Origin of the sequence: Paenibacillus sp. NPDC058177 (assembly GCF_042883835.1) — a bacterium.
In the GTDB taxonomy this organism is placed as follows: domain Bacteria; phylum Bacillota; class Bacilli; order Paenibacillales; family Paenibacillaceae; genus Paenibacillus_AQ; species Paenibacillus_AQ agri.
In genome coordinates, this window is record NZ_JBHVVB010000007.1 from 78,093 (window position 1) to 103,425 (window position 25,333).

Annotated in this window: 27 protein-coding genes; 6 read left to right on the plus strand and 21 right to left on the minus strand. The window is 49.7% G+C overall.

Annotated elements, in window-relative coordinates; all coding sequences use genetic code 11:
- Positions 1-401: 401 nt before the first annotated feature.
- The 3 genes from ACFVU8_RS23885 (at position 402) to ACFVU8_RS23895 (ending at position 3,502) form a co-directional block, all read left to right on the plus strand.
- Positions 402-1,088, plus strand: a complete 687-nt coding sequence (locus ACFVU8_RS23885; RefSeq protein ID WP_387430607.1) for a response regulator transcription factor — start codon at positions 402-404, stop codon at positions 1,086-1,088.
- A complete protein-coding gene (locus tag ACFVU8_RS23890; protein ID WP_387430609.1) occupies positions 1,085-2,713 on the plus strand; it encodes a sensor histidine kinase in 1,629 nt (542 codons plus the stop codon). Before ACFVU8_RS23885 ends, ACFVU8_RS23890 begins: the two co-directional genes overlap by 4 nt.
- 294 nt (positions 2,714-3,007) lie before the next feature.
- Positions 3,008-3,502: a hypothetical protein gene (locus tag ACFVU8_RS23895; protein WP_387430611.1), complete on the plus strand. Its 495-nt coding sequence runs from the start codon at positions 3,008-3,010 to the stop codon at positions 3,500-3,502.
- A 549-nt stretch (positions 3,503-4,051) separates the two neighbouring features.
- Here the strand turns inward: ACFVU8_RS23895 and ACFVU8_RS23900 are convergent.
- From ACFVU8_RS23900 to ACFVU8_RS23950, 11 genes are all read right to left on the minus strand, one after another.
- Positions 4,052-4,207 carry a hypothetical protein gene (locus ACFVU8_RS23900; protein WP_387430613.1) on the minus strand — a complete coding sequence of 52 codons (156 nt, stop codon included), beginning with the start codon at positions 4,205-4,207 and terminating at the stop codon, positions 4,052-4,054.
- A 70-nt stretch (positions 4,208-4,277) separates the two neighbouring features.
- Complete coding sequence (locus ACFVU8_RS23905; protein WP_387430615.1) at positions 4,278-5,258, minus strand: glycosyltransferase family 2 protein; 981 nt, start codon at positions 5,256-5,258, stop codon at positions 4,278-4,280.
- An 89-nt stretch (positions 5,259-5,347) separates the two neighbouring features.
- Positions 5,348-7,852: a glycosyltransferase family 39 protein gene (locus ACFVU8_RS23910; protein ID WP_387430617.1), complete on the minus strand. Its 2,505-nt coding sequence runs from the start codon at positions 7,850-7,852 to the stop codon at positions 5,348-5,350.
- Between the two features lie 972 nt (positions 7,853-8,824).
- Positions 8,825-9,367 (minus strand): DUF1697 domain-containing protein, encoded by a 543-nt coding sequence (locus ACFVU8_RS23915; RefSeq protein WP_387430619.1) that lies wholly within the window; start codon positions 9,365-9,367, stop codon positions 8,825-8,827.
- Between the two features lie 28 nt (positions 9,368-9,395).
- On the minus strand, positions 9,396-10,208 hold the full coding sequence (locus tag ACFVU8_RS23920; RefSeq protein WP_387430621.1) for a phosphotransferase family protein: 813 nt from the start codon (positions 10,206-10,208) through the stop codon (positions 9,396-9,398).
- Between the two features lie 43 nt (positions 10,209-10,251).
- Complete coding sequence (locus ACFVU8_RS23925) at positions 10,252-10,878, minus strand: alpha/beta hydrolase (protein WP_175372180.1); 627 nt, start codon at positions 10,876-10,878, stop codon at positions 10,252-10,254.
- A 30-nt stretch (positions 10,879-10,908) separates the two neighbouring features.
- Entirely contained in the window at positions 10,909-11,454 is a 546-nt protein-coding gene (locus ACFVU8_RS23930; protein ID WP_387430624.1) for a DJ-1/PfpI family protein, read from the minus strand.
- 241 nt (positions 11,455-11,695) lie between these two features.
- On the minus strand, positions 11,696-12,796 hold the full coding sequence (locus ACFVU8_RS23935; protein WP_387430626.1) for a GerAB/ArcD/ProY family transporter: 1,101 nt from the start codon (positions 12,794-12,796) through the stop codon (positions 11,696-11,698).
- A 35-nt stretch (positions 12,797-12,831) separates the two neighbouring features.
- On the minus strand, positions 12,832-13,035 hold the full coding sequence (locus tag ACFVU8_RS23940; RefSeq protein WP_175372183.1) for a hypothetical protein: 204 nt from the start codon (positions 13,033-13,035) through the stop codon (positions 12,832-12,834).
- 1 nt (position 13,036) lies between these two features.
- Positions 13,037-14,191: a Ger(x)C family spore germination protein gene (locus ACFVU8_RS23945; protein WP_379468458.1), complete on the minus strand. Its 1,155-nt coding sequence runs from the start codon at positions 14,189-14,191 to the stop codon at positions 13,037-13,039.
- Positions 14,188-15,750 carry a spore germination protein gene (locus tag ACFVU8_RS23950; RefSeq protein ID WP_387430628.1) on the minus strand — a complete coding sequence of 521 codons (1,563 nt, stop codon included), beginning with the start codon at positions 15,748-15,750 and terminating at the stop codon, positions 14,188-14,190. Before ACFVU8_RS23950 ends, ACFVU8_RS23945 begins: the two co-directional genes overlap by 4 nt.
- Before the next feature lie 206 nt (positions 15,751-15,956).
- Between ACFVU8_RS23950 and ACFVU8_RS23955 the strand changes: the two genes are divergently transcribed.
- The gene (locus ACFVU8_RS23955) at positions 15,957-16,277 is read left to right on the plus strand and encodes an MGMT family protein (protein ID WP_387430630.1); all 321 of its coding nucleotides are present in this window, start codon (positions 15,957-15,959) and stop codon (positions 16,275-16,277) included.
- On the opposite strand, the gene ACFVU8_RS23960 is transcribed toward ACFVU8_RS23955, so the two are convergent.
- The 7 genes from ACFVU8_RS23960 to ACFVU8_RS23990 form a co-directional block, all read right to left on the minus strand.
- Complete coding sequence (locus tag ACFVU8_RS23960) at positions 16,274-16,972, minus strand: DUF1361 domain-containing protein (RefSeq protein WP_387430632.1); 699 nt, start codon at positions 16,970-16,972, stop codon at positions 16,274-16,276. The two genes, ACFVU8_RS23955 and ACFVU8_RS23960, sit on opposite strands and share 4 nt — an antisense overlap.
- Positions 16,973-17,126: 154 nt before the next feature.
- Positions 17,127-18,890 carry a SulP family inorganic anion transporter gene (locus tag ACFVU8_RS23965; RefSeq protein WP_387430634.1) on the minus strand — a complete coding sequence of 588 codons (1,764 nt, stop codon included), beginning with the start codon at positions 18,888-18,890 and terminating at the stop codon, positions 17,127-17,129.
- A gap of 112 nt (positions 18,891-19,002) precedes the next feature.
- Complete coding sequence (locus ACFVU8_RS23970) at positions 19,003-19,329, minus strand: ArsR/SmtB family transcription factor (protein ID WP_175372188.1); 327 nt, start codon at positions 19,327-19,329, stop codon at positions 19,003-19,005.
- A 116-nt stretch (positions 19,330-19,445) separates the two neighbouring features.
- On the minus strand, positions 19,446-19,823 hold the full coding sequence (locus ACFVU8_RS23975) for a hypothetical protein (protein ID WP_387430636.1): 378 nt from the start codon (positions 19,821-19,823) through the stop codon (positions 19,446-19,448).
- 129 nt (positions 19,824-19,952) lie between these two features.
- Positions 19,953-20,246: a putative quinol monooxygenase gene (locus ACFVU8_RS23980; protein ID WP_379468480.1), complete on the minus strand. Its 294-nt coding sequence runs from the start codon at positions 20,244-20,246 to the stop codon at positions 19,953-19,955.
- Between the two features lie 17 nt (positions 20,247-20,263).
- A complete protein-coding gene (locus ACFVU8_RS23985) occupies positions 20,264-20,899 on the minus strand; it encodes a nitroreductase family protein (protein WP_379468482.1) in 636 nt (211 codons plus the stop codon).
- Positions 20,900-20,934: 35 nt separating this feature from the next.
- A complete protein-coding gene (locus ACFVU8_RS23990; protein ID WP_175372192.1) occupies positions 20,935-21,378 on the minus strand; it encodes a MarR family winged helix-turn-helix transcriptional regulator in 444 nt (147 codons plus the stop codon).
- A gap of 148 nt (positions 21,379-21,526) precedes the next feature.
- Here ACFVU8_RS23990 and ACFVU8_RS23995 point away from each other — a divergent pair, with 148 nt between their 5' ends.
- Positions 21,527-22,309: a carbon-nitrogen family hydrolase gene (locus ACFVU8_RS23995; RefSeq protein ID WP_387430638.1), complete on the plus strand. Its 783-nt coding sequence runs from the start codon at positions 21,527-21,529 to the stop codon at positions 22,307-22,309.
- A 107-nt stretch (positions 22,310-22,416) separates the two neighbouring features.
- Here the strand turns inward: ACFVU8_RS23995 and ACFVU8_RS24000 are convergent, their stop codons facing one another.
- Complete coding sequence (locus ACFVU8_RS24000) at positions 22,417-23,337, minus strand: lipoate--protein ligase family protein (RefSeq protein ID WP_387430640.1); 921 nt, start codon at positions 23,335-23,337, stop codon at positions 22,417-22,419.
- A gap of 230 nt (positions 23,338-23,567) precedes the next feature.
- On the opposite strand from ACFVU8_RS24000, the gene ACFVU8_RS24005 reads away from it, so the two are divergent.
- The gene (locus ACFVU8_RS24005; protein ID WP_387430642.1) at positions 23,568-24,455 is read left to right on the plus strand and encodes a CHAD domain-containing protein; all 888 of its coding nucleotides are present in this window, start codon (positions 23,568-23,570) and stop codon (positions 24,453-24,455) included.
- Positions 24,456-24,527: 72 nt separating this feature from the next.
- On the opposite strand, the gene ACFVU8_RS24010 is transcribed toward ACFVU8_RS24005, so the two are convergent.
- Together ACFVU8_RS24010 and ACFVU8_RS24015 are read right to left on the minus strand one after the other, a co-directional pair.
- Positions 24,528-24,866 (minus strand): thioredoxin family protein, encoded by a 339-nt coding sequence (locus ACFVU8_RS24010; RefSeq protein ID WP_387430644.1) that lies wholly within the window; start codon positions 24,864-24,866, stop codon positions 24,528-24,530.
- A gap of 2 nt (positions 24,867-24,868) precedes the next feature.
- Positions 24,869-25,261: a MerR family transcriptional regulator gene (locus ACFVU8_RS24015; RefSeq protein WP_387430646.1), complete on the minus strand. Its 393-nt coding sequence runs from the start codon at positions 25,259-25,261 to the stop codon at positions 24,869-24,871.
- Between the last annotated feature and the right edge of the window lie 72 nt (positions 25,262-25,333).

Consider the following 25,333-nt stretch of genomic DNA (forward strand, 5'->3'; position numbering starts at 1 on the left):
GAAGTGGAATGGATAGAATGACGCCTGAAATCAAAATTCCAGAAAGAAGTGAAACGCAAAGAAATGAGTTGAGATAGGAAACTTAGACAAGGTTACAAACGGGGAAACGGGGTCGTTCTAATGACCTACCTTGACTGGAGAGGGCTCTCCATACCGGGTAAGTTATTCTTATTGTAAATTGTTCGCTAGCCGCCGTCAAAACCCTTTCTCACAGGAATGAAAAATAAGAAAATATAACCCTATTGCCTATTAAGCACATGAATCTCTTATCCTATTGATTAACCACTGCGCAGCATGTTGAAGAAAGTCGTTTTTCCAGGGCACAGCAGTGCATGCCGATCTTCAGCAAACGTTCAAAAAGTTGTGGCATAATAGGGTATCAGAACTTTGGAGGGATCGGAATGAAAGCTACCCAAGGCGTCAGGCTGCTGCTTGTTGATGATGAGCCGCATATTCTGCAGTTTCTGGAACTGGGTTTGGTCAATGAAGGTTTTGAAGTAAGAACGGCTCCCGACGGGCTGACCGCTATTGCCGAGGCCGCCGATTTCAAGCCGCATGTCGCCATTTTGGATGTCATGATGCCAGGAATGGACGGTTTCGAAGTGTGTCATTATCTCCGTTCAGAAGAGAACGATATCGCAGTGATTATGCTGACCGCCAAAGACGAGGTCGATGACCGGGTCAAAGGTCTGTCAATTGGTGCAGACGACTATATGATCAAGCCGTTCAGCTTTGAAGAGCTGCTGGCAAGAATACAAGCACGGCTGCGCAACCAGTTCCCCGGTCTGCTGGGCGAGGTACGCCTCGGTCCCTTCCGCATTGACGGGAGAGGCAAGGAAATCCGTTTCCGGGGTGAGGTGCTGGAGCTGTCGCCCACCGAATATGAGCTGCTCCAGTATCTTGTAATGAACCATGGTCTCGTTCTTAGCAAACCCATGATTCTGGACAAGGTATGGGGCTATGATTTCGGCGGAGAGGAAAATATCGTAGAGGTGTATATCCGTTCCCTGCGCGAAAAGCTGGGCGATAAAGAACATCGTATTATCCGGACTCTGCGCGGTGCCGGCTACCGGGTGGATCTGGAATGACCGGGCCATCGCGTAAGGAGGGCAACATTGGAGTGACGGCGAGTAGACGAAATAGACTTCGCACGGTATGGGATCGTTTTGCTCCCCGCTCCCTCCGCAAACAGCTGTTGTCCATCTCGCTGCTGATCCTGTCCATGCTGCTGCTGCTCATTGGTATATTGCAATATATCCTGATGCGCAACTTCACCTATACGAACAGAGCGGAGGCTATGGAAGCTCAACTGCGGTCTGTTCCTCGTGAGTTCTTCTTTAACTTCTTAAATTATTCCTTGAGGGATGATGCAGGTACAAGCAAACCTAATGAGAATCTAGGCAGCGGCGGGAACGGTAGCCGCTTCGATAATCCGGCCGGAAGCATAGTGCCCGGCAACTTCCGCAACGGTACAGGACGGCCACTATTGCTGGACGCTCACGCGACCCTTGCCATTTACAGCTCGGATGGCACCTTCAAGGATTTTCAGCAGGATACGCTGTCTACGACGGCTGCTCCCAGATTAACCAATGAAGAATATCAGGAACTGATGAAGCGGACACCCGATCGGGCCACAGGTAAATATAAGCTGATCACCGCCGAAGACGGTAGCGAGCATCTTGCTGTCTTCATGAATCTGGGCAGGCCGGGAAATTCAAGGCTGCTGCTGCAAATGACGGTGGAAACCGGTCCGCTGAAGGATATCATCCTGCAGCAGCTGCTCATCTTCGCTGCCTTGTCCCTGGCAGCCCTTCTCGCAGGCTTGTTCTTGTATCTGCCTGCACTGCGAAAGACGCTCGTCCCCCTGTCCAATATGGGGGACGCCGCCCAGCGTATTGATGCCGGCAACCTGGATGTGCGGTTCCCGGTGTTTCAAGGACAGATGGAGATCGACAAGCTGTCCCAATCGTTCAACGCGATGCTTGAGCGTCTGGAGGTCTCTTTCCGCAACGAGCGGGAAGCCAAAGAGCAGATGCGGCGCTTCGCCGCTGATGCATCTCATGAGCTGCGGACTCCCTTGACCTCCATCCACGGCTTTCTGGAGGTCCTGCTTCGCGGTGCTGCCGACAACAGCGAGCAGCTATACAGCGCCCTTAACAGCATGCACGGCGAATCGAAGCGGATCAACAAGCTGGTGGAGGACCTGCTGCTGTTGGCCCGTATGGACGGCGCACCGCAGCTGCGCCTGGCCGATCTTGAACTCGGCGGCATCCTGAAAGAGATGACGCCAGGTCTGTTGCTGCTGGCCGGGAACCGCCGGATCAGCTTCGATATTGCCTACGGCATCCATGGTCTCTATGATGCCGACAAAATCAAACAGGTGATTCTGAACCTGTTCCACAATGCAGTGCAGCACACGGATGACCGGGAGGGCGTCATCCGCATCGCGCTGCATGCCCGGGGGCCGCGGGCGGAGCTGACCGTGAGCGACAATGGCTCCGGCATCACTGCCGAGCATCTGCCCCGCGTCTTTGACCGCTTCTACCGCAGCGACTCCTCCCGGACCCGCAAATACGGAGGGTCCGGGCTGGGCCTGTCGATCTCGAAGTCGATCGTCGAAGCCCACGGCGGGGACATCAGCGTCACCAGCATTCCTGGTGTAGAAACAGTCTTCAAGATATCCCTCCCTTGTCTGGAAGTAATAGCCAAATAATGACTATTCAAGTTATAATAGCAAGTAACGGAGATACGCCGGAGCTTGCTATTTTTGTTGCCTGGGCAAGGTTATAGAAAGAGCTGGGAGCCACCGGTATATTTTACGCACAGCTAGGATTTGTAAATATAGGCACATGCTTCGATGTAGTTTTACTGCGTTGAGGGTTCAAGGCGTTTAAGCTTCGTCAAACTTAGCATATGCTCTCGGAGCTGTTTTACTGCGTTGAAGGTTCGGGGTGATTAGGCAGGGGTTAACACTAAAGGTTATTCTTAAGAGAGGTGAATTCACAGTATGAAGAAGCTTCTATGGATATTATGTTTAACAGCACTGGCGACTATCTTAATCACGGGATGCAATACCAATAAAGCGGAGAATGCAGCGATTCAAGCTGCTGAAACCTACAAAAATAAAGAATACAACGTGGCAGCCTCAGATAACCTGCTCTCTATCGAATCCATTGAAAAGCGGAATGAGGAAATGAAGCCCTTTTTTACAGAAAACTTTTCTGAAAAAGCAATTGCTACCCGCTATACAACCTTACCCGTAAGTGTAGCTCATACCCATCAGGCGTCGGTTACATCAGAGAATCTTAAATTCACAGTATTAGATCAGACGGATGATTGGACCGATTTAAAGTATACGGCTGACCTTGTCTTATTGGATCAAGAGAATAAGGAGAGTGTGCGGGTTCCGTTAGAAGGGATTTTGACTTTATTGCTTGTGGATGGCAAATGGCTTGTGCAAGGAGATCGGTTTGACAACGTTGCGTTTCAAAAACTGTTATAAACAAACTGGTCTTACGGTTGGGGGGCAGTTGGAGGCCGGTCGAAGACTGGCTAGGGAACGGTTTGGGACTGGTTGGACTGGTTTGAGACTCGTTTGAGACTCGTTTGAGACTCGTTTGAGACTCGTTTGAGACTCGTTTGAGACTCGTTTGAGACTACTGAAGACCGGTTGAGTACTGCTTGAGACTGACTAGTGACTGGCTGCACTCAAGGTTTAGTCTGATTCACCGCCTATAACTGGATTTTCTCCCGCTAATTCCACCTCATACCCGAAAGCTCACTGCAATAACCGGAATTTCTCCAGTTATTATGGCCTTAAGAGGTTATATCTGCTAAATTACAGATGATTAACGGGAGAATTTCCAGCTAAATAATAAAAAACAGGATTTTCCTCCGGATTAACTGGAGAAAATCCTGTTACTGAAACGGAGATGCTCGCAGCGCAAACATTCGCTGCAAAGGCATCTCCTATTTTAGTAAAACGAACAAAGAGCAACAAAGCTCTTCTAATCCAACACCCCGGGCGAAGCTTTTTCGCATAAATACTTACTTACATATATATACTTCTATATACTTCCTTAATCGCTTCACTACTCGCTTCCTTCCTTAGTCCCTTACTTGCTTTCTTGGTCCCTTCCTCACGCACTTCCTTACCTACTTCCTTACCTACTTCCTTACGTACTTCCTTACGTACTTCCTCACGCACTTCCTTACGTACTTCCTTCTTTCTTCACTTCTTCCCTCACTTCTTTACTTACTTCTTTCCTTCTTTACCGTTATTTGTTCAGCTGAATCTTGCGCTTCTCCTGAACCACCTGCGGCTGGCCTCCGTATACCTCCTGCACGATATACAGCGGACGTCCTTTGGTCTCGTCGTAAATACGGCCGACATACTCTCCGAGAATGCCGAGCATGACCAGCACGAATCCGTTGAATGTCAGGGTGATGCCGATCATCGATGCCCAGCCTTTTACCACAGAATCCGTGAAAATAGCCAGATACAGCACATACATCAGGTAGAGAAAACCAGCAGCTGACAGTACCCCGCCAAGATACCCTGCCAGCTTCAACGGCTTGTACGAGAAAGATGTGATACCATCCAGAGAAAGTTTGATCATGCGCTTCAGCGGATATTTGGTCTCACCAGCGAGGCGTTCGTCGCGTTCATATTCAATGGCTTTTTGCCGAAAACCAACCCAGCTGACGAGCCCGCGTACAAAGCGGTTTTTCTCAGGCAGGCGCTTTAGCTGGTCACAAACTTTACGGTCGATAAGACGGAAATCGCCCGTATCTACCGGGATTGATATATCCGTGGAATAGCGCAGTACCCGGTAAAAGAGGCTTGCCGTCCATTTTTTGAACAACGATTCCCCGCGTCGCTTCACCCGTTTGGCATATACCACTTCAAAGCCTACTTTCCACTCTTCTATCATTTCCAGAATCAGCTCAGGCGGGTCTTGAAGATCGGCGTCAATAATGACAATCGCATCGCCTTGGGCATAATCCATGCCTGCCGTGATCGCCACCTGATGCCCGAAGTTACGGGAGAGGTCGATCAAGCGGACACTCTCATCCCAGTGGCTGTACTCCTCGATCATCTCTGCGCAATGGTCGGTGCTGCCGTCATTGACGAAAAGAAGCTCGTACGGCTCGCCTGTTGTGCCCATTACTTTTTTGATCCGCCGGTATGTCTCCTGAATGACTGCTTCCTCGTTGAACATCGGTATGATAATGGAATAGCGTATGGTTGTACTCATGGTCGCTACCTCCTTTAAAGGGAATGATCAAGCACGCCCGGCACCTCTCGGGCCGCAGCGTGCTTGCTTGTTACGGTCAAAGTCATCCGTTATTTCAAAGTAACCTCATATAGGGTGCCGCTGTTGGCAGTTGTACCTGCTCCCTGCCAATCTGCCGCCGGAATTTCGGTTCCATTCTCGGTAATCCAGGTTGTCAGTTCACTGTTTCCACCGCGACCACCGCCCATTCCACCGCCGGAAATGAGGAAATATTTCACTTTTCCACTCTCCACCAATGCTTTCAGAGAGTCAGGCGTGTATACCCGGTCAGAAGCATTAAATCCGTTAAGAATCACTACGGACGCATTGTTGTCGATGATATAAGGTCCGGCAGTCCCATAATCCATGGCTGCGAACAAGTATTGTTCGCCGGAATTATGCTCCTCCAGATAAGTCAGTAGAGCTTCGTTAACCCCTTCGCTGCCGCGCCCGCCGAAGCCGCCCCTACCGCCAGCAAAGTTGCCTGCACCTCCACCGAAGTTACCAGTGCCACCACCAAAGCTGCCCGTACTGTCTCCCAAGTCATCCGCGTTGCCACCAGAGTTGCCCGCACTGCCACCAGAGTTGCCCGCACCTCCACCGAAGTTACCAGTGCCACCACCAAAGTTAGCCCCGCCGCCTAGTGCATTTGGATCTTTGCCACTGGCATTGAGACCAGTATTCATGCGCAGACCGCCGCCCGGGCCAGTGTTGCTGTCAGGTCCCGCAGCCGGGGTCATACTGTTGGAACCATAGGCAATCGGCGTTACCGCCCAGTAGAGGGGGCCGATCAATAACACCAGCAGCCCGGCAACCGCCGTTACATGCACGAATGATTGCTCTTTACCCTTGAAAATAACGAGCAGCAGGGTCGCTGCAATGCCCGCAGCCAAAATCCCGATGGACCATCCGCTGCCAATAGTGCTGTTATAAGGGTGTAAAATATACCACTGCAAGACCACCGTGGCCAATATAGCTGCCGGGAGCAGCCAGGAACGCCAGCCGGAGCGCTCACGATACTGACTCCACAACTGTATCCAGCCTGCACCAGCCAGCGCGGCAATCGGTGGAGCCATCATGATTAGATAATACTGGTGGAAGAACCCGGCGATGCTAAAGAAGCCCATTACCGGAACCAGCCATGCCAACCAGAATATTGCCTCTTTATGCTTCTGCGTGAAGTTTCTTCTGCGCAGACTGGCGAACAGCCCGATGCAAGCAAAAGCTACGAGTGGTAGCAGCCAGCTAGCCTGACCAGACAGGTCGGACTGAAAGAGCCGCAGCGGTCCGGGTGTGCCTGTGTGGAACATTCCACCAGCACCGCCGAATCCGCCTTGACCTCCCTGGCCCCAGTCCCGTTGTCGCCCATCGGAGTTCATGCCATTCCCCGGAGGAAATCCCTGTACCCCTCCGTTCATCTGGCCACCGGTAGAACCTCCGCCTGGCTGTCCTCCCTGTCCTGCTCCTTGCCCGTCGTTTACTGCGCCTTGCCGTCCTCCCTGCCCCGCTCCTTGCCCGTCGTTGACTACGCCTTGCTGACCGTCCGCAGCACCAGTGCCCGCAGCCATGCCGCTGCTTCTGCCGCCCATGCCTCGGGCGCCATTTGCGCCCCGTCCAGCCATTCCTCCCATCCCGGATCTGCCGCCATCTATCCCGGACGCGTTGCTATTTACTCCGTCCATTCCGGACGCGTTACCATTGCCTCCATCCGGTGCTTCGCCATTCCATGCAGGCATCCCGTTCATATTAGGCATGCCACCACCGCCAAACTCGGCACCCGTGCTGCGGTCTCCCGTTAACCGTGAGACTCCGTTATACCCAAAAGCCAGATTGAGCACTGAATTGGTGCCACTGCTTCCTATAAAGGGACGCTTATCCGCCGGTATAGAGTCGACAACTACCGCCCATGACAATGAAACTACCAGCATGACTGCTGTGCTTGCTGCCAGTACAGCTGCTTTTCGCTTCCAGCCCACCTTGGCTGCCAGGATATAAAACAGATAGAATGCCGGAAGCACCATGTAAGCCTGCAGCATCTTTTCATTGAACCCGACTCCAATCAGTGCGAAGCCGGCAAGCAGACTGCCTATACGATTACTCTTAGTCCCTCTAAAAAGAAACCAGACTGCCAGCAGCAACGTGAATACCAGCATCGCATCAATGTTATTCGTGCGGCTAACCGCCGCAGCTACCGGAGTCGAAGCCATCACCAGTGCGGCAATGCGTGCAGCGCTTCTACCGTAGGTTGGTTTAACCAGCAGATATACTAGCAAAACTGAACCCACTCCAGCCAGCGCCTGCGGTAAAATCACACTCCAGCCATGTAGCCCGAAAATCAGGGCAAAGAGGCTCTGAATCCAGAACGTTACCGGCGGCTTATCCACCGTTACCGAACCTGCCGAATCCAGGGAAGCAAAAAAGAAATTATGAAAGCTCTGCAGCATACTCCCTACAGCTGTTGTGTAATAGGTATTAACATAGTGGTCATTCCAAATGCCATAGCCATACAGAAATGCTGCAAGGAGCAGAATAAAAGGTAAAATAAGATCCGGCCCCTGCTTTTTGATCGTTGACATACGTCCCCCACACTCCCATCTCTCTTGAACTTATTTTGCGGTATGCCGCTACTTCGTTTCGATGATCCATGTTCCGCAGATGTAGTATCGCATCCGTACCTTAATGGACAATGAGTGCCCGCTGAATGTTTGCTGAATAACATTTTCAGGGACGTTGCAACGGTGGCAACTATCTGAATGACTATATTGGCTGCACACTGCAATGACTACAATAGTTGCAATGGTTTCAGTCGTTTCAGTCGTTTCAGTCGTTTCAGTCGTTTCAATAGCACAACGCAAAAAGCCCCCCTGCCCTTTTCCGGGCGAGCGGAGCTTCCTTCTAATATTTTTATTCCTCTATAAGCCAAGCAAAAGAAATTAACAAAAAGCGAAGATTAGCGAAGAGGTAAGTTTGGAACTGTAGGCGCAAAGCGCCCGCCTGAAAGCTTTTTATAAGAACTGTCGCAAACTCCGTTTGAACGATCCCAGCACAATAAGGCGCAAAGCGTCCGCCTGAAAGCTTTCCATAGGTAAGCTAGTACCAGAACATATACTGTCGACAAATTTAAACCACTAGAAGCAGTGTATCCCCTTCACCTTCGATCGTCTTAACAATGAAAAAGAGGGGGCACCTCCTAACTAACGGCATTTTTGTACCTTATTTTTCTTTTATTTGGGCAAAACAAGGAAATAAGGGCATTATTGTATCTTATTTTCCGAAAAAGCACGCCAGACGGGGTATTCTGGAAGATTTAAGGTACAATATTGCACTTAATCTCCACGAACCCTTAGCTAAAGAGGATTTAAGGTACGAAAATGCCGTTAATTACACTTCTTATATAAACCTTCTTTTTTCCTGGCTATGTTTGTTATTTTAAATGCGCTCGATATAGTATTTTCCTTGGCTAACATGCAGTTTGGATCCACGATCAATGTTAATGATTCATACTCAGAGAGAGGAACAATTTTTCTTGAAATTCTATTTAAAACATCTCAAGCCCTACACAGAGCAGCCAGCTTGTTGACTGTATTCCAGTTGCGCGCCGTGATAGGCATGCCAAGGATTTTATCCACAGGGACTTTAAAAAGCGCCGACTTGCTCACACTGATCTCATACAATGTGTACATCTCCCTGCCGACAAAACGGATTTTGTCTGGGCCATCTCCATAAGGAAGCAGCTTCTCCAACGCCTCCGCCGAAGGCTCCGCTGCCAGAAAAGAAACGTACAGCCGCTTGAAGTCCTCCGGCTCGCTCAGATCAAACGGGTTATCTGTGATAACCCGCTCCAATTCCTCCTGTGTCCGTATAATAACTGAGACCTCAAAGCCAAATACACTCTCGATCTGCCGCTCGATATCTTCGCCCACTGCACTATATGACGTTTCGCTGCTCTCGAAAACAACGTTGCCGCTCTGAATATACGTCCTGACATCCTCATAGCCTAGGGATTGGAACATCGCCTTCAAATCCTGCATCTTAATGATTTTGTTACCCCCGACATTAATCCCCCGGAGCAACGCAATATAGATTGGCATCTCGTACACTTCCTTACTGAATTTGAAGTTAACCAGCGGTGAGCGTTGCCAGACGTCTACGGATTTCCTGTACCAATTGCTCTTTCTCAGCCGCTGGAAGCCACTCTGTTAACCTAGCTGCGGCGACTGGAAGAATCCAGCGCTCGATCTCTTCTCTAGTTTGCCCCGAGAGCTTCAGATATTCCCGTAAATACTCCTTTGTCAGGCGTTTTCTAATAAAGCCGATCACCAATTTGGCAATGGCGGGTGTCCCCTCAGGCACTACCCCCATGCTGAACATGACAACAGACCTTGCAGCATCTCCGGCTGGATCTCCGGCAAGACCGTTCATCCAATCGATAATCCATACCTGCCCATCCATAAGTATATTATCCGGGTGAAAATCGCCATGACACAGCTTGCCGCCCACCGGAAGAGTATCCAGATAGGAGAGAATGGCTTGCTTCTCCGATTCATTTAGCAGGGGTGCTTCGTGTATGCTCCACTTCAGCCTCTCCTTTTGCACTCCGAGGTCTTCACCTGCATCTAGCGTATGTAGATCATAATGCAGCTTTGCCAGCTTGCGGGCATATTGACCAACCTTCCATGGGCTTTTGCCAAGTAAGGTCAATACTGACGAACCCTCAATCTGCTGAAACACAATGCCGCTCCGCCCCTCGGCCTCTGTCAGCTCGAAGGGCTGTGGAGTCCGAATCCCTTGGGTATGTGCGTACACGCTGATACTATATTCCCTCGTTACCTGATCTGCCGGAATCCCTTCCCGGTACAATTTCAGCACCTTACGATCCCCATACTCCCAAATCTCCGCTGTTCTGCCCTCTCCAACCAGCTTTCTCTTCATGCCGTTTCCCCCATTTCCTAATGGTTCAGCACGTGACTATGGATTACTGCTTTAGACAACGCTGGAAAAATTCATGATACATATTAATAATGACAATAAGTATGGCCAATGACTCTTTGACGTTCCCAACTTCCAGAGAGTGATTGGCATCGTCAATCCGGTATACCTTAATATTACGCAGTCCGGCCAGTTCACGGGAATGTGGCTCACTGAACAATGGATCGGCGCTGCCGTAGATCACACTCCCCCGGCTTTGTTCAATTAATGGCAGTGCATCCGGGATCGGGGTTAGATACAGATGCTCAATCTGTTGGCTGGCCTTCAGAGTAGCGGCGGTTTTGCCGGCAATGACCGTACCAATACTTTTACTGATGAACAATATCTTCTCATACTTAGGCACAGAGGTGATGGCATTCGTACACTCTTCCACAATGATGCCAATATCCTCCCGCTTCATCTCTACTCTGGCGCTCTGATAGCCATATTCGAGCTGAAGGATGTCACAGTTATACTCCGCAGCTACCTTGGCGGCATATTCCAGCAGCGGGCGTTCTGCCGAATAATTTTTGCCGGGAAAAATAACCGCCAGTACCTTAGACCCTCGCGTAATATGCTTGTGCCGTACCTCCCTGCCCCAATATGAGGGCATTACAACGCTGTTAACACTCATAGATGACGCTCCCTCCTGTCAGCAATACGCTCACACGGTTTTGAAATATTTGAAGAAATCTATCGTCTCCTTATAATCCGCCTTATCCTTGTAGATGTTCATGAGCTTACCCAGTTCAAGGGCAAAATCCACATATCCATTAGGCAGGGCTGTCACTATATTCCTATCTACCATTACATTCGCTCCCGAAGTCGCTCCAGAGTTTTCCTCTTCCACACCAGCATTCGTAACAAATGACCTGTTGTTCAAAATGCCTGCGGCCTTGAGTACCGATACACCACCGCAAATGCCGCCAATGGCCTTCCCGGCCGCGTCCAGATCACGGAGCAGTTTAAGTAAGGTTTCTTCTTTGACAATCTCCTCTGTCTCGCCACCAGGGATAATCAAAAGATCAATATCTTGGACGTTTACCTCTTGAAGCGTCTTTGCCGGATTCACGGAGAAGCCCTCGCAGGAATTCACTGGTGAAGACCCAAGACCTAACGTGTAAACCTCACCTTGCGTTTTCATAAAATAAGCAGCCAGCACAATCTCAAACTGCACGTAGCTGTCATAGATAAGAATATATGTATTCAATATATAAAGACTCCTTTCCACTGTATAGAAATCTTTCACATCATACTTGTCTATAAGTATAGCTATTTTACATAAACATTGGAAATACGAAAAAAGAATCCTCTTTTTCAATCGAACATGACCAAAGTCAATGCTCTCTATACTGTTGTTCACTATTTGCGATTCGTCAAAACCAAAGGAAGTGGGGTGATCCTGTGGTCGCTATTCACCTTCCTTACTACTCCTATGCTGAGTTCTTTTACTATGGTGCTGATTCCTTCTGCTTGCCTTTACTGGCGACGATCTCAGCAACAATCCATAATAGAAGGGGAAAGAAAACCTGGAACGGGAGCGCGTATATTTTATAAGTATGGTAGGCAAAATTCTGCATCTGCATAATATCCTGATAGATGAAATCAGCCAGATAGACCATAAGAAGTCCCAATTGCAGCACAACAGACCGATAGCTCTTCAGCTTGAACACTTTGGCAACGCCTACACTGGCTACATAAAGGCACAGACTCACTTTGATATACAGCGCCGTGACAAAGAGAATCGCTGAGGAGCCCTCGATCCGGGTCAGGAAATCACCCACATTGATCCGGCTGACCGCCACGTAAGCCGGAAAATACAGGCTGGATAAAATATCCGGACCCAGTATCAGAAGATTACGGAAGATGACCACCATGATAACTCCTCCGCCCATGAGCAGTCCGCTGAAAAACACTTTTTTCGCCGAACCCTTTCCCGGCAGTGCCCGCAATACACCGAGAAAAATCACAATCTCACCGAACGGAAACGTGAACAGGCCCATAGCATCAGCCAGGATTGGACTCCAACCCGAATCAAGGACAGGCTTCAGATGGTGATATTCGAATTTAGGTATGGCCAGAATTTGCAGAAGTAAAAGGATCATAATTGTAAATAGCAGCAGAAACTTGGCACTTCGTCCCAACACCTCAATCCCCGAATAAACCGTCCAGACGCACAGTAGTCCGATACAGAGCATCGGTGCAATCATCGGAGTTTCTGTCAGGGCCACCGTCTCACTGAATTCGCCAAAATTCCGCAGCACCAGCGATCCCAAATGCAGAGCATACCATATATATGTACAGGAAATAATTCGCCCGGTAATGCCGCCAAACATGGCAATCAGCATGTCGAACAGATTCTTACCCGGAAAAAGAACATGGAGCCTTGCATACACAAACATTAGAGGGACTGATAGGCTCATAGCGATCAACAGGGAAATCCAGGCACTGTTACCCGATCTCCCCGTCACCCCCATAAATAATGAGCTGCCGATAATAAACAGAACCGCGATACTGATAGACTGTCCTGACGGCAAAATCTCTTTATTCATACCTATCGCCCCCCTCCTTTTTCCCGGCAATTCAATTAATAAAAATGACTGACCAAGTTCACAATCACAGGGGAAGGACTAGGAACCTTCCAGTGCATGGACAGCGCAAACGCAATGCAGAAGGATACCAGACATAAGGCAGAGCACACATAGAAATCACGTTTCATCCCCCGCTTCAAGAGTCCATATGGATCGAGTAGCACAATAACCGCATACGCTAATACAACAAAAGCCCCCATATTAATCCCCTATCTTTATAGATCTTGTAGTTTTGGCGCTGCTGTTGATGGTAACCTGAGACCGGACAACGACCGCAAGCTTACTGAATTCATTGCTCCAATCCTTATTTATCTTTTTCCAGGTGGAAGGCATATTCTCATGGATTTTCTCCCCGAAACCAAACACATCGGCATGATATTCTTTCTGAACTTTGTGAATTAGATTCGTAATGTTCTCCTGCAGGATCTCCTCCGCACGTTCTTCAATAGCTTTCTTGGCGTCAAAATGGGTGAATCCATTTGAAGTCATCACTTCATCCAAATTCATTTGGGTCTCCATGTCGACCTGTATCTGCAGTTTGTCATGAATCCAGGAGGGGCGGACCTTCGTTCTGCTGGACTGAATCTCAAGAGAGTAAACCGGATGTCCATCACCGGCATCTACCGGGAGAACACCACCCTTCACCTTGTCCTGGGCAAACAGCATGTATTTGCTCTCCGTTCCACTAAGCATGCCTACCATCTTGTCCTTGGAAAACACAGCTGTTCCGCTGACTCGCTCATTTTCCCGCCCATCCGCCCTGTGAACATAGATGAGCGGTGCCATCGCACTTTTCCCGGAGGACTCCAACTTGTCGATGAAGTCCCAAATTTCAACTACTGGAGCTGTACTGCTGTTTCGCTCATCCAGCATCATCTGCGCAAGCTCGAACGACATGATCGACTCCGAGGTACTATTCATCATCAGAATTTCCCGGGCTGTCTTCTCTTTCGAGACGAATATGTATACATCAGACCTTGTTCCCGTATCTCTGCTGTACCAGTCAATCACCTTGACCATCCCTTCCCGGGCAATCTCCTCACTGAGAATAATGACCTTGGCATGGCTCCAGAACAGCTTTTTACCAGTCATGCTGATCATATTCCTGACAATGTCGAACATCGTATCTCCGGCAAGCGTAAGAATTTTGAAACCTGCCTGTGTCTGTTGAAGTCCGCCCTTTGTGTCCACCATCTCTACTGTAAGCAGCAGTTTTCCGCTCTTCTCATCCTTGTCCAGAGCTACGCCCGCAACGATAGACATGTCATCCACTTCCTTGTAGTTCCAGCAGCCGAAGAGACTGAGAAGAGGCAAGAGCGACAACAGAATAAACAGCACACGTCCAAGTCTGATCATGACCTTTTTCCTTTTTTGTCCATTGGCTTTCTGCGCATATTACGTGCCCCGATCATAGCCGGACGCAGGTACATATCCCACCACGGCGCCCGAATAATGGTATCTTTAATGTCTTGCGCCCGGATCGAGCCTACCCCGAGCATATAGGACACTCCGAAGGAACGCATGCTCATTAGGTGGATCACAAGACCAAGCAACCCGAAGAAATAACCGTATATCCCCAGAAAAAAGGACATCAGCAGCAGCACTACTCTGACCACGATTAGCGGCCCGGTGAGCCTGGGATTCAATAGTGTCGTTATGCCGGTCAGACCCACTACAATAACCATCGGTGCACTCACAATTCGGGCATCTACCGCTGCCTGACCCAGCACCAGCGCTCCTACAATGCTGACTGCCTGTCCAATGGAAGTGGGAATTCTGGCTCCTGCCTCACGCAGAATCTCGAATATCGTCAACATAATCAGCGCCTCAACAATGCTGGGAAAAGGAACGGACAATCGTGCAGTAGCAATACTAAGAAGCAATTGTGTGGGCAGCATCTCCTGACTGAACGTAACCAAAGCTACATATACTGCCGGGATACTGATGGACATAAAAGCACCCAATATCCGCAGAATCCGGTTAAACGAGGTGAAATAATAATTGAGATAATAATCCTCACTTGCCTGAAAGTTCTCTACAAATACATAGGGCAGGGTCAGGGCGAACGGGCTGCCCTCTATCATTATCGCGAACCGTCCCTCCATAATTTTGCTGACTACGGCATCCGGGCGTTCGGTGCTGCCAAGCATCTCGAATGGAGAATACGGCTCATCCCTGATTAACTCTGCGAGATAGCCTGTGTCCAGGATATGGTCAATCTCTACACGGGCAAGCCTCTCTTGAAGCTCCTTAAGAATATCTGGCGAAGCCAGACTTTCCATATAGCAGAGACAGGTCTGTGTTTTGGAGCGTGTTCCGATCTCACAAAATATAAATTTCAAATCCGCATTCTGCACCCTTCTTCGAATCAGTGTCAGGTTCACCAGCAGCGACTCTGTAAAGCCTTCCCGCGGCCCCCTTACCCCCTTCTCCGTCAGCGGCTCGGTAATCGCCCGGGTCTCCCACCCTTGAGCATTAATATTAAGTGCACCTGCACAACCATCCAACAGAAAAAGCGTCTTGCCTGCTACAATTGCACTAATTAGCTCATCCAGCTTCAATGCAACAACTACATCACTGATCTGTATAACCTGTGTTCGGATATTCTCCATCAGATGCTCCGGACTATAATGCTCAGCCCCAGTAAAAAGCGCTTCTGTTACGGGTCTGATAATTCCATCCTGAATCAGTTCACGGTCAATCATACCGTCAATATATACAAGTCCGAATCGGACTCTTCCAAATTGCTTGTTCTCCATCACTCTGATACGGAGGGTTCCGTCATTGCTGAATATCTGCCGCAGCCGAGCCAATGTCTCGTCGAGCGACTGGCCTAGTTCCTGTTCGGACACAGCAGTAGTCGAAGAATGGGGCAACGCTGAGTTACAGTTGTCATCGGATTTCGAGCTCTTCACGCCAGTCACTCCTGTCAGTGTGCTTTTGTTGAAATTATCCCCTGAGGCTCTTTATCCTATGCACCAAAATTATACTTTCATAGAACAGCCAAACCCGGATTTCCACAAAAAAAAGCCGCCGCAGCGACCCCTCGACCATAGCAATATGATCTAATAAAATATAATAAATATTAATTATGTATTATTACATTGAAGGAGTTTTGATAATGACACCATTCACCAAACAGGTCATAGAAGTTATACAGTCCATCCCTGAGGGCAAGGTCATGACCTATGGAGGGGTAGCTCGCGCTGCTGGCAGCCCTAGAGCTGCGAGACAGGTCGTCCGCATCCTCCATTCCATGAGCCGCAAATATAAGCTACCCTGGCATCGAGTGGTTAATGCCAAGGGTATGATTGCCCTCACCGAAGATGAGGCTGGCACGATGCAGCGACTTTATCTGGAGGATGAAGGCATCCTGTTCGACATTAAAGGTGTCATCAACCTTGAGCAGTTTCAATACCAGCCTGTGGAGATTCAGGATTAACCCCGGCCTCTGGAACGCTGCTGTCCTGCCCCATTCCCTAGCACATTCAGCAAACAATACATTGTCGCATAAATCACCAGTAGCGCCAGCGCTATGAACAGACTGAAAAAGACCGATTGTCGGTTCAGGCTATCGAGCACGAGTTGATAAAGCTGGTGCCTATCGGTAAGCACATCCCAGCTGTTGAGCCGGTACACCCTGCCGAGCAGAACTCCGTATCCGCCCAGCACACAGGCCGCGAGAACGAATATCCAGGACATCAGCAAATTGCTTTTGCGGTAGATTACCGCCTGGAATTGATATAGTGAGAAGAAGCCTGTCAGCCAGCCACTCCAGGTGAACAGCAGCAGCATGACCATATCATACCAATACCGATTCTGAATCACTCCGTGGACAATATATCTTCCCTTCTGGGCCGTCAAGTGTACAAGATCAGTCATCAAATAAGGCGCATTCGGGAAAAACAGCAGCCAGGCCACTCCCAGCGGAAGCAGCAATATTCCCCCGATCCTCCGCTTATCCAGCTCATGGGCAGTCATCGAGAACAAGAAGGGAATCCAGGCCAGGAACAGATTCCAGATCAGAAAAGCATAGAACGAGTCGGTCTGAAGCGATACCACACGGTATACCCCAAGTGTAGCCACTGACAGACCTGCCAACAGCAAGAATACTTTTGAATAATTCAGTTCCTTCATAAGGCACAATCTCCTTATCTTCTAGATCGAATGTTCAATTACCCTACATTGTACAGATTTGGCACGGGGTAGTCTATGCCAAAAAGGACTGCTCCCGAGGCCAAAGTGGCTTGAAACAGTCCTTTTTGTATGTTAATGGGGACATTCTTCCCTGTCAGACTTCAAGCCCGCCGCGCTTTATTTGTCCGGCGACTACCCGCTGCTGCCGAATTTCTATCGGAAGGGAGAATGCGCTGCATTCCCTGAAAGCTGCATGCCGACAGCCGGCGCATTTGCCATAATCGATCGCCCCAAGTGCTTGATTGATGGCTTCTCCTGTATGTTCGTAGAACTGTTCCTCACCGATCTGATCATAAAGTCCGGTTCGCTTCAGCAACTCGAGAGGCTGGGACTGGATGCCGGAAATCATTAGGGTTCCTCCCGAAGCGTGAAGCTGTTTCACTAGCGTCACGAGGTTCGCTTCTCCTGTAGTGTCCATCAAAGGAACCTTGCCCATCCGCAGCAGAATAATCCCGGGCTGTCCCGCACCGGGTTCCGGCAGGGTATTGTCAAATCGGTATGCTGCGCCAAAAAACAACGGCCCTTCCACATTGTAGATGCCGATCTGCGGACAGTCATGGTGCTCCGATACCATATGAGCTTCTACCTTTACCGAAGACGGGTCAGGTAATACCTTGGAGACCCGATGAACCTCACCCATCCGCTTCACGAAGAGAACCACAGCCAGCACCAGCCCCACCTCTACGGCAAGGGTCAAGTCAGCAAACACGGTCAATAGAAAGGTAGTGACCAGAACGAGGGAGTCCCCCGTTCTGGTCTTCAGCAAATGCAGGAATTCTTTGCGCTCACTCATGTTCCAGGCCACAACCATCAGGATCGGAGCCATGGCTGCAAGCGGAATGGTTGAAGCATATGGCGCCAGCAGCAGCAGAATCAGAAATACGACCACACCGTGGACAATACCCGACACAGGAGAGACGGCGCCATTCTTAATATTGGTTGCCGTTCTGGCAATGGCCCCTGTTGCTGGGATGCCTCCGAACAGCGGCGCTGCGATATTCGCAATCCCCTGTCCAATCAACTCACGGTTACTATTATGGCGTTCCCCCGTCATGCCATCCGCTACCACCGCTGATAGCAGCGATTCGATGGCGCCAAGCATGGCGATAACGAACGCTGGACGGATAAGCGACTTGATGCGCTCCCAGGTTATAAGGGGGATGTGGAAGCTCGGTAATGTACCTGGGATCTCCCCGTACGCCGAGCCGATAGTTGCCACCTTGCCGTTGAAAAAAAGAACAGCCATAACCGTTGCGCACAGGAGGCCGATCAAAGAGCCCGGAACCTTCGGAGCAAAATGGAGAGTCAGAAGAACCGCTGCAAGACATACGACTGCAGTCAAGATACTGTACATGTTAGCCGTCGAGAGGTGCTGGCCGATCTCTCTCATGTTGTCTACAAAGCCTTCGTGCCTCTTCATGCCTTGCAGCCCTAGGAAGCTGCCAATCTGCCCGCTGAAGATAATGACAGCAATGCCTGCCGTAAAACCTATCGTTACCGGCTTCGGAATAAACTTGATCAGAACGCCTAGCCGGAGGATTCCCATAAGAACAAGAATAACGCCTGCCATCATCCCGGCAATCAGCAGGTTCTCATATCCATACTGCATCCCGATAGCGAACAAAATTGGAATAAATGCTCCTGTCGGACCGCCAATCTGGAACTTGGAACCTCCCAGCAGCGAGATCAGAATTCCCGCTATAATCGTGGTATAGATCCCATATTCCGGCTTGACACCCGAAGCAATAGCAAAAGCCATTCCGAGCGGAATGGCAATAACACCGACAATGATTCCCGAGATGACATCTTTACGCAGAGAAGCAAGGCTGTAGCCCTCGAACCGACCCCATCCAATCATAATCCAACCTTCTTTTCTTTTATCTGAATATCTGATTATTTGAATATAAAAAAACATTACTCCTGCGCGACGCTCTTGTCAACGCAAAAATAATGTTCAGTATACTTTGCTGCTATTCACCGCGCATGCCTTCCAGAAGGGAGATCGCATTGACCAGATGGTTATCGAAAATTTGCCTCGCTACAGCCAAAAGATCCTTAATAAGAGGGTCACGAAGAGAGTAAATCACGGAGGTGCCTTCCTTCACACTGACGACTACATTCTTCGCACGCAGAACGGCTAGCTGCTGGGATACAGCAGAACCTTCCGAACCCAGAATGGCTTGCAATTCGTTCACATTCTTCTCGCCTTCACTCAGAAGCTCCAGAATGCGGATACGCATCGGATGGGCCAGCGCCTTGAAAAACTCCGTCTTAAATTGCTGAATTTCGTAGTTCATAGACATTTTCTCCTCGAATAGCATTACTTCTGAAATCTAATGCTATCATAGCATAGCCTTATCGTGTCATAAACTACCGGCCCCGAAATGTGGTTTATTCTATCTCCCTCTTTCAGCTAAACAACAATCGGATAAATGCCCGGTTCTTTCACTGAAATACTAACAAAGATCCCCAAGGCCATCGGTTCGCCCAGACTCTCGAACATGAGTACACTCTCACCAAGCCGCAGATAGCCCGTTCCGTCCTCGTCGATATCCTCCAGAACACCGGTAAAGACAACCCTGTCCCCATCCATGGCAATCCCGGACTCCCCCTTGTCGGCAGGAACGATATCCATCCATCGCATGAAGAGCTGGGTCAGCTCGAACTCCACGTCGATCTCTTCCAGCGGTGTTGCATGTGCACCATGCCAAATCCCCCGGCCTTCTCCGTATGCTGAAGTGAAGAAAATTTCATTCTTCCTGAGCCCGTTCCGGGCCACTGTTATTCTCATTGCATAATCTCCATCCGTATAAGTATTCAACATTATTATACATGAGCCTTGGAACGAAGGGGATTCTTGGTATAAAAAAGGGATGTCCCCGCCATGGCAGCATAGGACATCCCTTGATTCGTAATCCTTTTATCTGACCTGCTCCGCGTTGTAGACCTTAACATCCAGCGGTGCGGACAGGAATTCGCCAGCCTGACCGGCAAATCCTGTGAAATGACTGCTGGCATTATGGGCTGCTACGGCCTCGGCATCGCGCCAGGTTTCCACCATGATGAATACATTGTCCTGTCCGGACTGCTCGTACAACTCGTAGGCGAGGTTGCCTTCTTCTGTCTGTGAAGAGGCAATCAGAGGCTTAACCTCTGTCAGGAACTGCTCGCGGCGCTCCGGCTTCACATGAAAAACAGCATGAATAATAATCATCTTCTGTCAGCTCCTTCTTATTTCCACTGGGCAACTTTTTCAATAGGCAGACGAACCGAAGCATAACCTGCATCCGCAGCTTTACCGATAGAGATCAGCATAACTGGAACATAACGTTCTTTATCAAGTCCGAAAGCTTCAGCAATTTTGTCTTTCTCATAACCACCGATAGGATTGGTGTCATAGCCATGTGCATGTGCCACCAGCATCAATTGCATGGACACGAGTCCGCCATCAATCAGCACGGTATCTTTTTTAACTTCACGCGGCAGCGTTGGGAAATAGTTACTCAGGACACCCATTTGTCTTTCTTTTACTTCTGCTGGCATGAAGCCACGCTCCACGGCAGCGCTGAAAATCTCCTCCGCGTAATCAAAGTTATTCAAATCCCCAAAGACGGCAATCACAGCTGCCGAAGTCTCTACCTGGGATTGGTTGAATTTAGCCAGAGGTGCCAGAGTGGCTTTGCCTTCTTCACTCTCAATGACAAGAAAACGCCAAGGCTGCAAATTGACTGAGGATGGTGCAAGCGTCGCTTCGGTCAAAATTTGCGTCATCTCTTCCTTGCTGATTTTGACCGAAGGATCATACTTGCGAATAGAGCGGCGGCCAGTGATAATGGCTTTGAAATCGTTAAGTTGTGTATTGTTCATGTGATGAATCTCCTTTGATTGATATAGGATGTGATCTACAGTTGCTTAATATTCTGCTGCATCCGGGTCAGCATATCGATAAGTGCGGTTCGCTCCTCCGGTGTGATGCTGCTGAATAAGTTACTGATAAAATTCTTCTTTTCTTCGCATAACGAGGCAATTCTCCCCCGTCCTGCCTCTGTGAGGGACACCAGGGTAACCCTGTTATCTTCAGGATTGTTGCGCCTAGTAATCATGCCGCACTCCTCCAGCCCTTTCAGGTGGCGGGTAACAGCGGCCCCATCTATATCCACTTCCTTTTGCAGGAAAGACTGGCTAATCTCATCGCCATCGTACAGCTCATGAAGAAGGCGAAGCCGGGTCGGACTAATGTTCACCAACCGCTCAAACTTTGGACTAATAGCTTTGCTGAGGCTTTGCAGCAGCTCGAAAATCTGCTCTTCCTCGGGGTATTGTTCAGGCAAAATATACCTCCCCATTCCATTGAATTGTGCACAATCAATCAGACGCTAATTATATTACTCATAATTCATTGACCTGTCAACTAATAAGATCACACACCAAAAATAGGGTTGCTTTTATCGACAGGGAATTCTATAGTCTTGAACTAAGGAGGAGGATCTGTGAATGAAGATAGCCCTTATTCAACTCGATATAGCATTTGGTAATCCAGAGGCTAATTATGCTGCGGCAGAACGTAAAATCCGGGAGGCTGCGGCGGACAGGCCTGACTGCCTGATTCTCCCCGAGCTATGGACGACAGGATATGACCTGACCCGGCTTGGAGAAATCGCCGATCCGGAGGGACGCATTACCAAGGCATTCATATCCGCACTTGCCAAGCAATACAGCATTAATATTGTGGCGGGTTCTGTGGCTAACAGACATCCCGGCGGCAGTGTAACCAATAGTATGTTCATTTTTAACCGTCAGGGAGAGCTGGCGGGGGAATACAGCAAACTCCATCTGTTCCGGCTGATGGATGAGCATCTCTATCTTCAGCCGGGGGAAGCCAAGGGCTTGTTCACCTTGGACGGAGCATCCTGTGCCGGACTAATCTGCTACGATATTCGCTTCCCCGAATGGATTCGCGCCCACACCGTGCAAGGCGCCGAGATACTCTTCATCAGCGCCGAATGGCCGTTGCCGCGCCTGTCCCACTGGCGAGCGCTGCTGATCAGCCGCGCAATCGAGAACCAATGTTACGTCGTTGCCTGCAACCGGGCCGGAAGTGATCCGGCGAATACCTTTGCAGGACATTCCATGATCATTGATCCTTGGGGTGAAGTCGTCTGCGAAGCTGCTGAAGGTGAGGAGATCGTCAGCGGTGTGATTGACTGGCAGAAGGTACGTGAGGTACGGGCGCAGATCCCGGTATTCTCGGACAGACGGCCTGATCTATACGTCTAAATTCTAAAGCAACCCATATTGCATACATACAGGAAGGGCGTTACGATCACTGGTTTCTAACCAGTTCTCCGTAACGCCCTTCCTGTGTACTCTGTAATTTATCATATCTACAACTGAGAATAACGTCCCCGCAGCATTTGTGCGGCATCTTTAACACGCTGGTCGCTGTATTCCAGCTTATATCCCGTCTCCCGCTCTAGCCTGCCGGAAGGGATTAGCTCTGTCGCCCTGCGAGCCAAGGCCTCTCTGATCCCGCTACAGAAAGCCGCGGTGGTCGTTGGTCCGCCCAGCTCGCCCAGCCCGGCGATGGTCTCCGGGCGCACCTGCGGATAAGACAATCCGTGCTCCCCTGCGGCTGCGTCCTCATAGAAGCTGCGAATTAGTTCGCCTCGCTCCTGTCCCGAGCCGGAGACTACGACAAAGGCATGCACGAAGTAGGCCTGACTTTGTCTGCGCTGGGCAATCCCGCAGAATTTGCGGCCGCCAATGGAGAGGTCGAAATCTCCCGGACAATAGGAGCCTACGACCTCCTTCGCCACAATCTGTGTCGCTGCCTCAGGATGACTTACGGCTACGGCTTCCGTAATTATTGCCGCCAGTAGCCGGAAATCGTCATGAAAGTCCTGCTTGCCGTGACTCTTGGGCAGGATCAGGGACACGTTCACAATTCCGGCGTCCAATGGTACAGCCGCGCCGCCAGAATGCCGGACAGCCGTGCGGATGCCACGGCTCTCCAGCTTGTCCATTGTCCTGGCAGCCCCAGGCAGCTTGCTGTCCCGCAGCCCCAGGGCTACCCCGCCCGGATGGGTCCAGAGATGCAAAGAGGGGAGAATCAGGCCCGCGCCCACATCCCGGCATAACATCTCTTCAAAGGCGAACGGGAGCAACAAATCGCCACTTAGCGCGGAGACCGGATACCGGCCCTCTCCGTTATTTTCTTCTTCGAGCAAATGCTCAAACAGCCCCATAACCGGCGGAAGCGTGCTTCCTTCCCCTTCAGTTTTCTCATTCAATGGTATCCTGTTCATGAATAACCCCCGAGCGCAGTTATATGCTATATTCTGCCGTAATCATAATCTCATTGTAACCCATCTGCCTGCCCTCGCGAAGCTTGAAAAGAGCCTTCAATCACGCTATTCTTAGCCATCGAGTTTAAATCACATAATCCTTGAATCTGACTCAACCTTAGGAATCTAATTATGTTGACTTTTGGGTAATACTATATCAAACAACTAATAACCTTCAGGAGTGGTGCCGCATGACAGCCGAACAGGCTCGTAAGGGCAGGCCGGCAAGCCAAACAGAGCAATGGGAGCACGCACTGAATCTGCTGTATTTCAACTTTCAAGATTATAGCAAGGAAGCGCTCCGCAAATTTGATGACGAGGATATCCATCAGGCCAGAGTGAACTGTCGCAAGCTGCTGACTCTGTTAGCCATACTTGATCCGGAGCATTCTTCTGGCCTGTACCCTATATTCAAAAAAGCCCAGAAACGGCTAGGTAAGGTCCGGGATGCCGATGTGCTAATCCAGTCGTTCAAGGAAAGAAGACAGCAGGCCAAGGCCGATGGCAAGCCCAAGACGGTCAAACTACTAACAGCTGTCATCAAGCATCAAAAACACACGCGGAAAAAGTACCGTGAGCAACTGGCGCAGGATCTGCCGAAGCTGGCCAATTCTGCCCTGGACGAGCGATGGGCGGTTTTCCTGAGCACGCAATTAGAGAGCATGGTCGCAAGAAGAGATGCCAATGTGGTGATGCGTGAGCTGGAGGTAGCTTTTGAGCAGAGGAAACAAGCCTGTAAAGGCCTTTTCAAAGACCTGTCTTCTCCATCAGAAAAGGCTTTCGAGACACTCCACAAGCTGCGGATTGCTGCTAAGGAACTGCGGTATACAGCCGGAGCGGCAGCTTTTACACTGGACCCGAAGTTTCAGGCCGATGAGGGCATCTATAAAGACGTTCAGGCACAGCTGGGGGAGATCAACGATAAGCGGATCTGGTTACAGACCTTGAATAAGATTGGCCGAAAAAAACTTGATGTTGGTAAAAAAACTTGGGAGGCTTTCACGGCTGAACTGCAGGCAGAGGTGCTGGAGGCATTGCAGCATAATCGTGTGCTGCCTGCCAGGGATAACAGCAAATAAACGTATTACCAGGATTTCAAAAAAGGCGTGAAAGACAGACTATCATCCTGCCCTTCACGCCTCTAACTTAGTTTAATGATTTGCTTTCGCACCGCTATATTTGTTCAACACGCCTTGGTAGACAACTTTCGGCTGAAGGCCGACCAGCTTTTCCATCGGCTGACCGTCCTTGTAGACAATCACTGTCGGCAGCCCCATCACGCTAGCTTCCGAAGCCAGCTCCGGCAGATGATCACAATTGACCTTGGCGATGGTTACCTCTCCCCCATACTCTCCGTCCAGTTCCTCCAGCAATGGCAGCAAAACCTTGCAAGGAGGGCACCAAGGCGCTCCGTAATCTACCAGCACTATGCCCTCACCGCTCAATTTTAACCGCAGACTATCAGCTTGCTCTACATCGAGAATAGCCATGCTTAATCCCTCCCATATTCCTTATCTATAAGGATATCCTGATCGTGCTGTTCTTCTAAAATCGAAGATATCCGCTGCTCCAGATTCAGCTTGATCTGGTTCAATTGCAGGATCTGCTTTTCAATCTCTTCCAGTTTACTTTGGTACACCGGCATCACTTCCGCACAGAAGGACTCTTTGTTCTTCAGTACACAATTCAGGAAACCGGCAATCTCCTCCGTGGATAATCCAAGATTCAAATACAATTTGATGCTCTCCACAGTCTCTATAGCAAGCGGCGAATATTCCCGATAACCGTTGGCCTGACGGACCGGTGCAATTAAGCCCTGACTTTCATAATAACGTAATGAACGGACACTAACGCCCGTCTGGCGTGCAAGCTCACCTATTTTCATGGCATTCTCCCCGGGTTCATGAGAAATGGTCTACACATAGTATAAACCCTCACATCAGTGTGAGGGTCAATC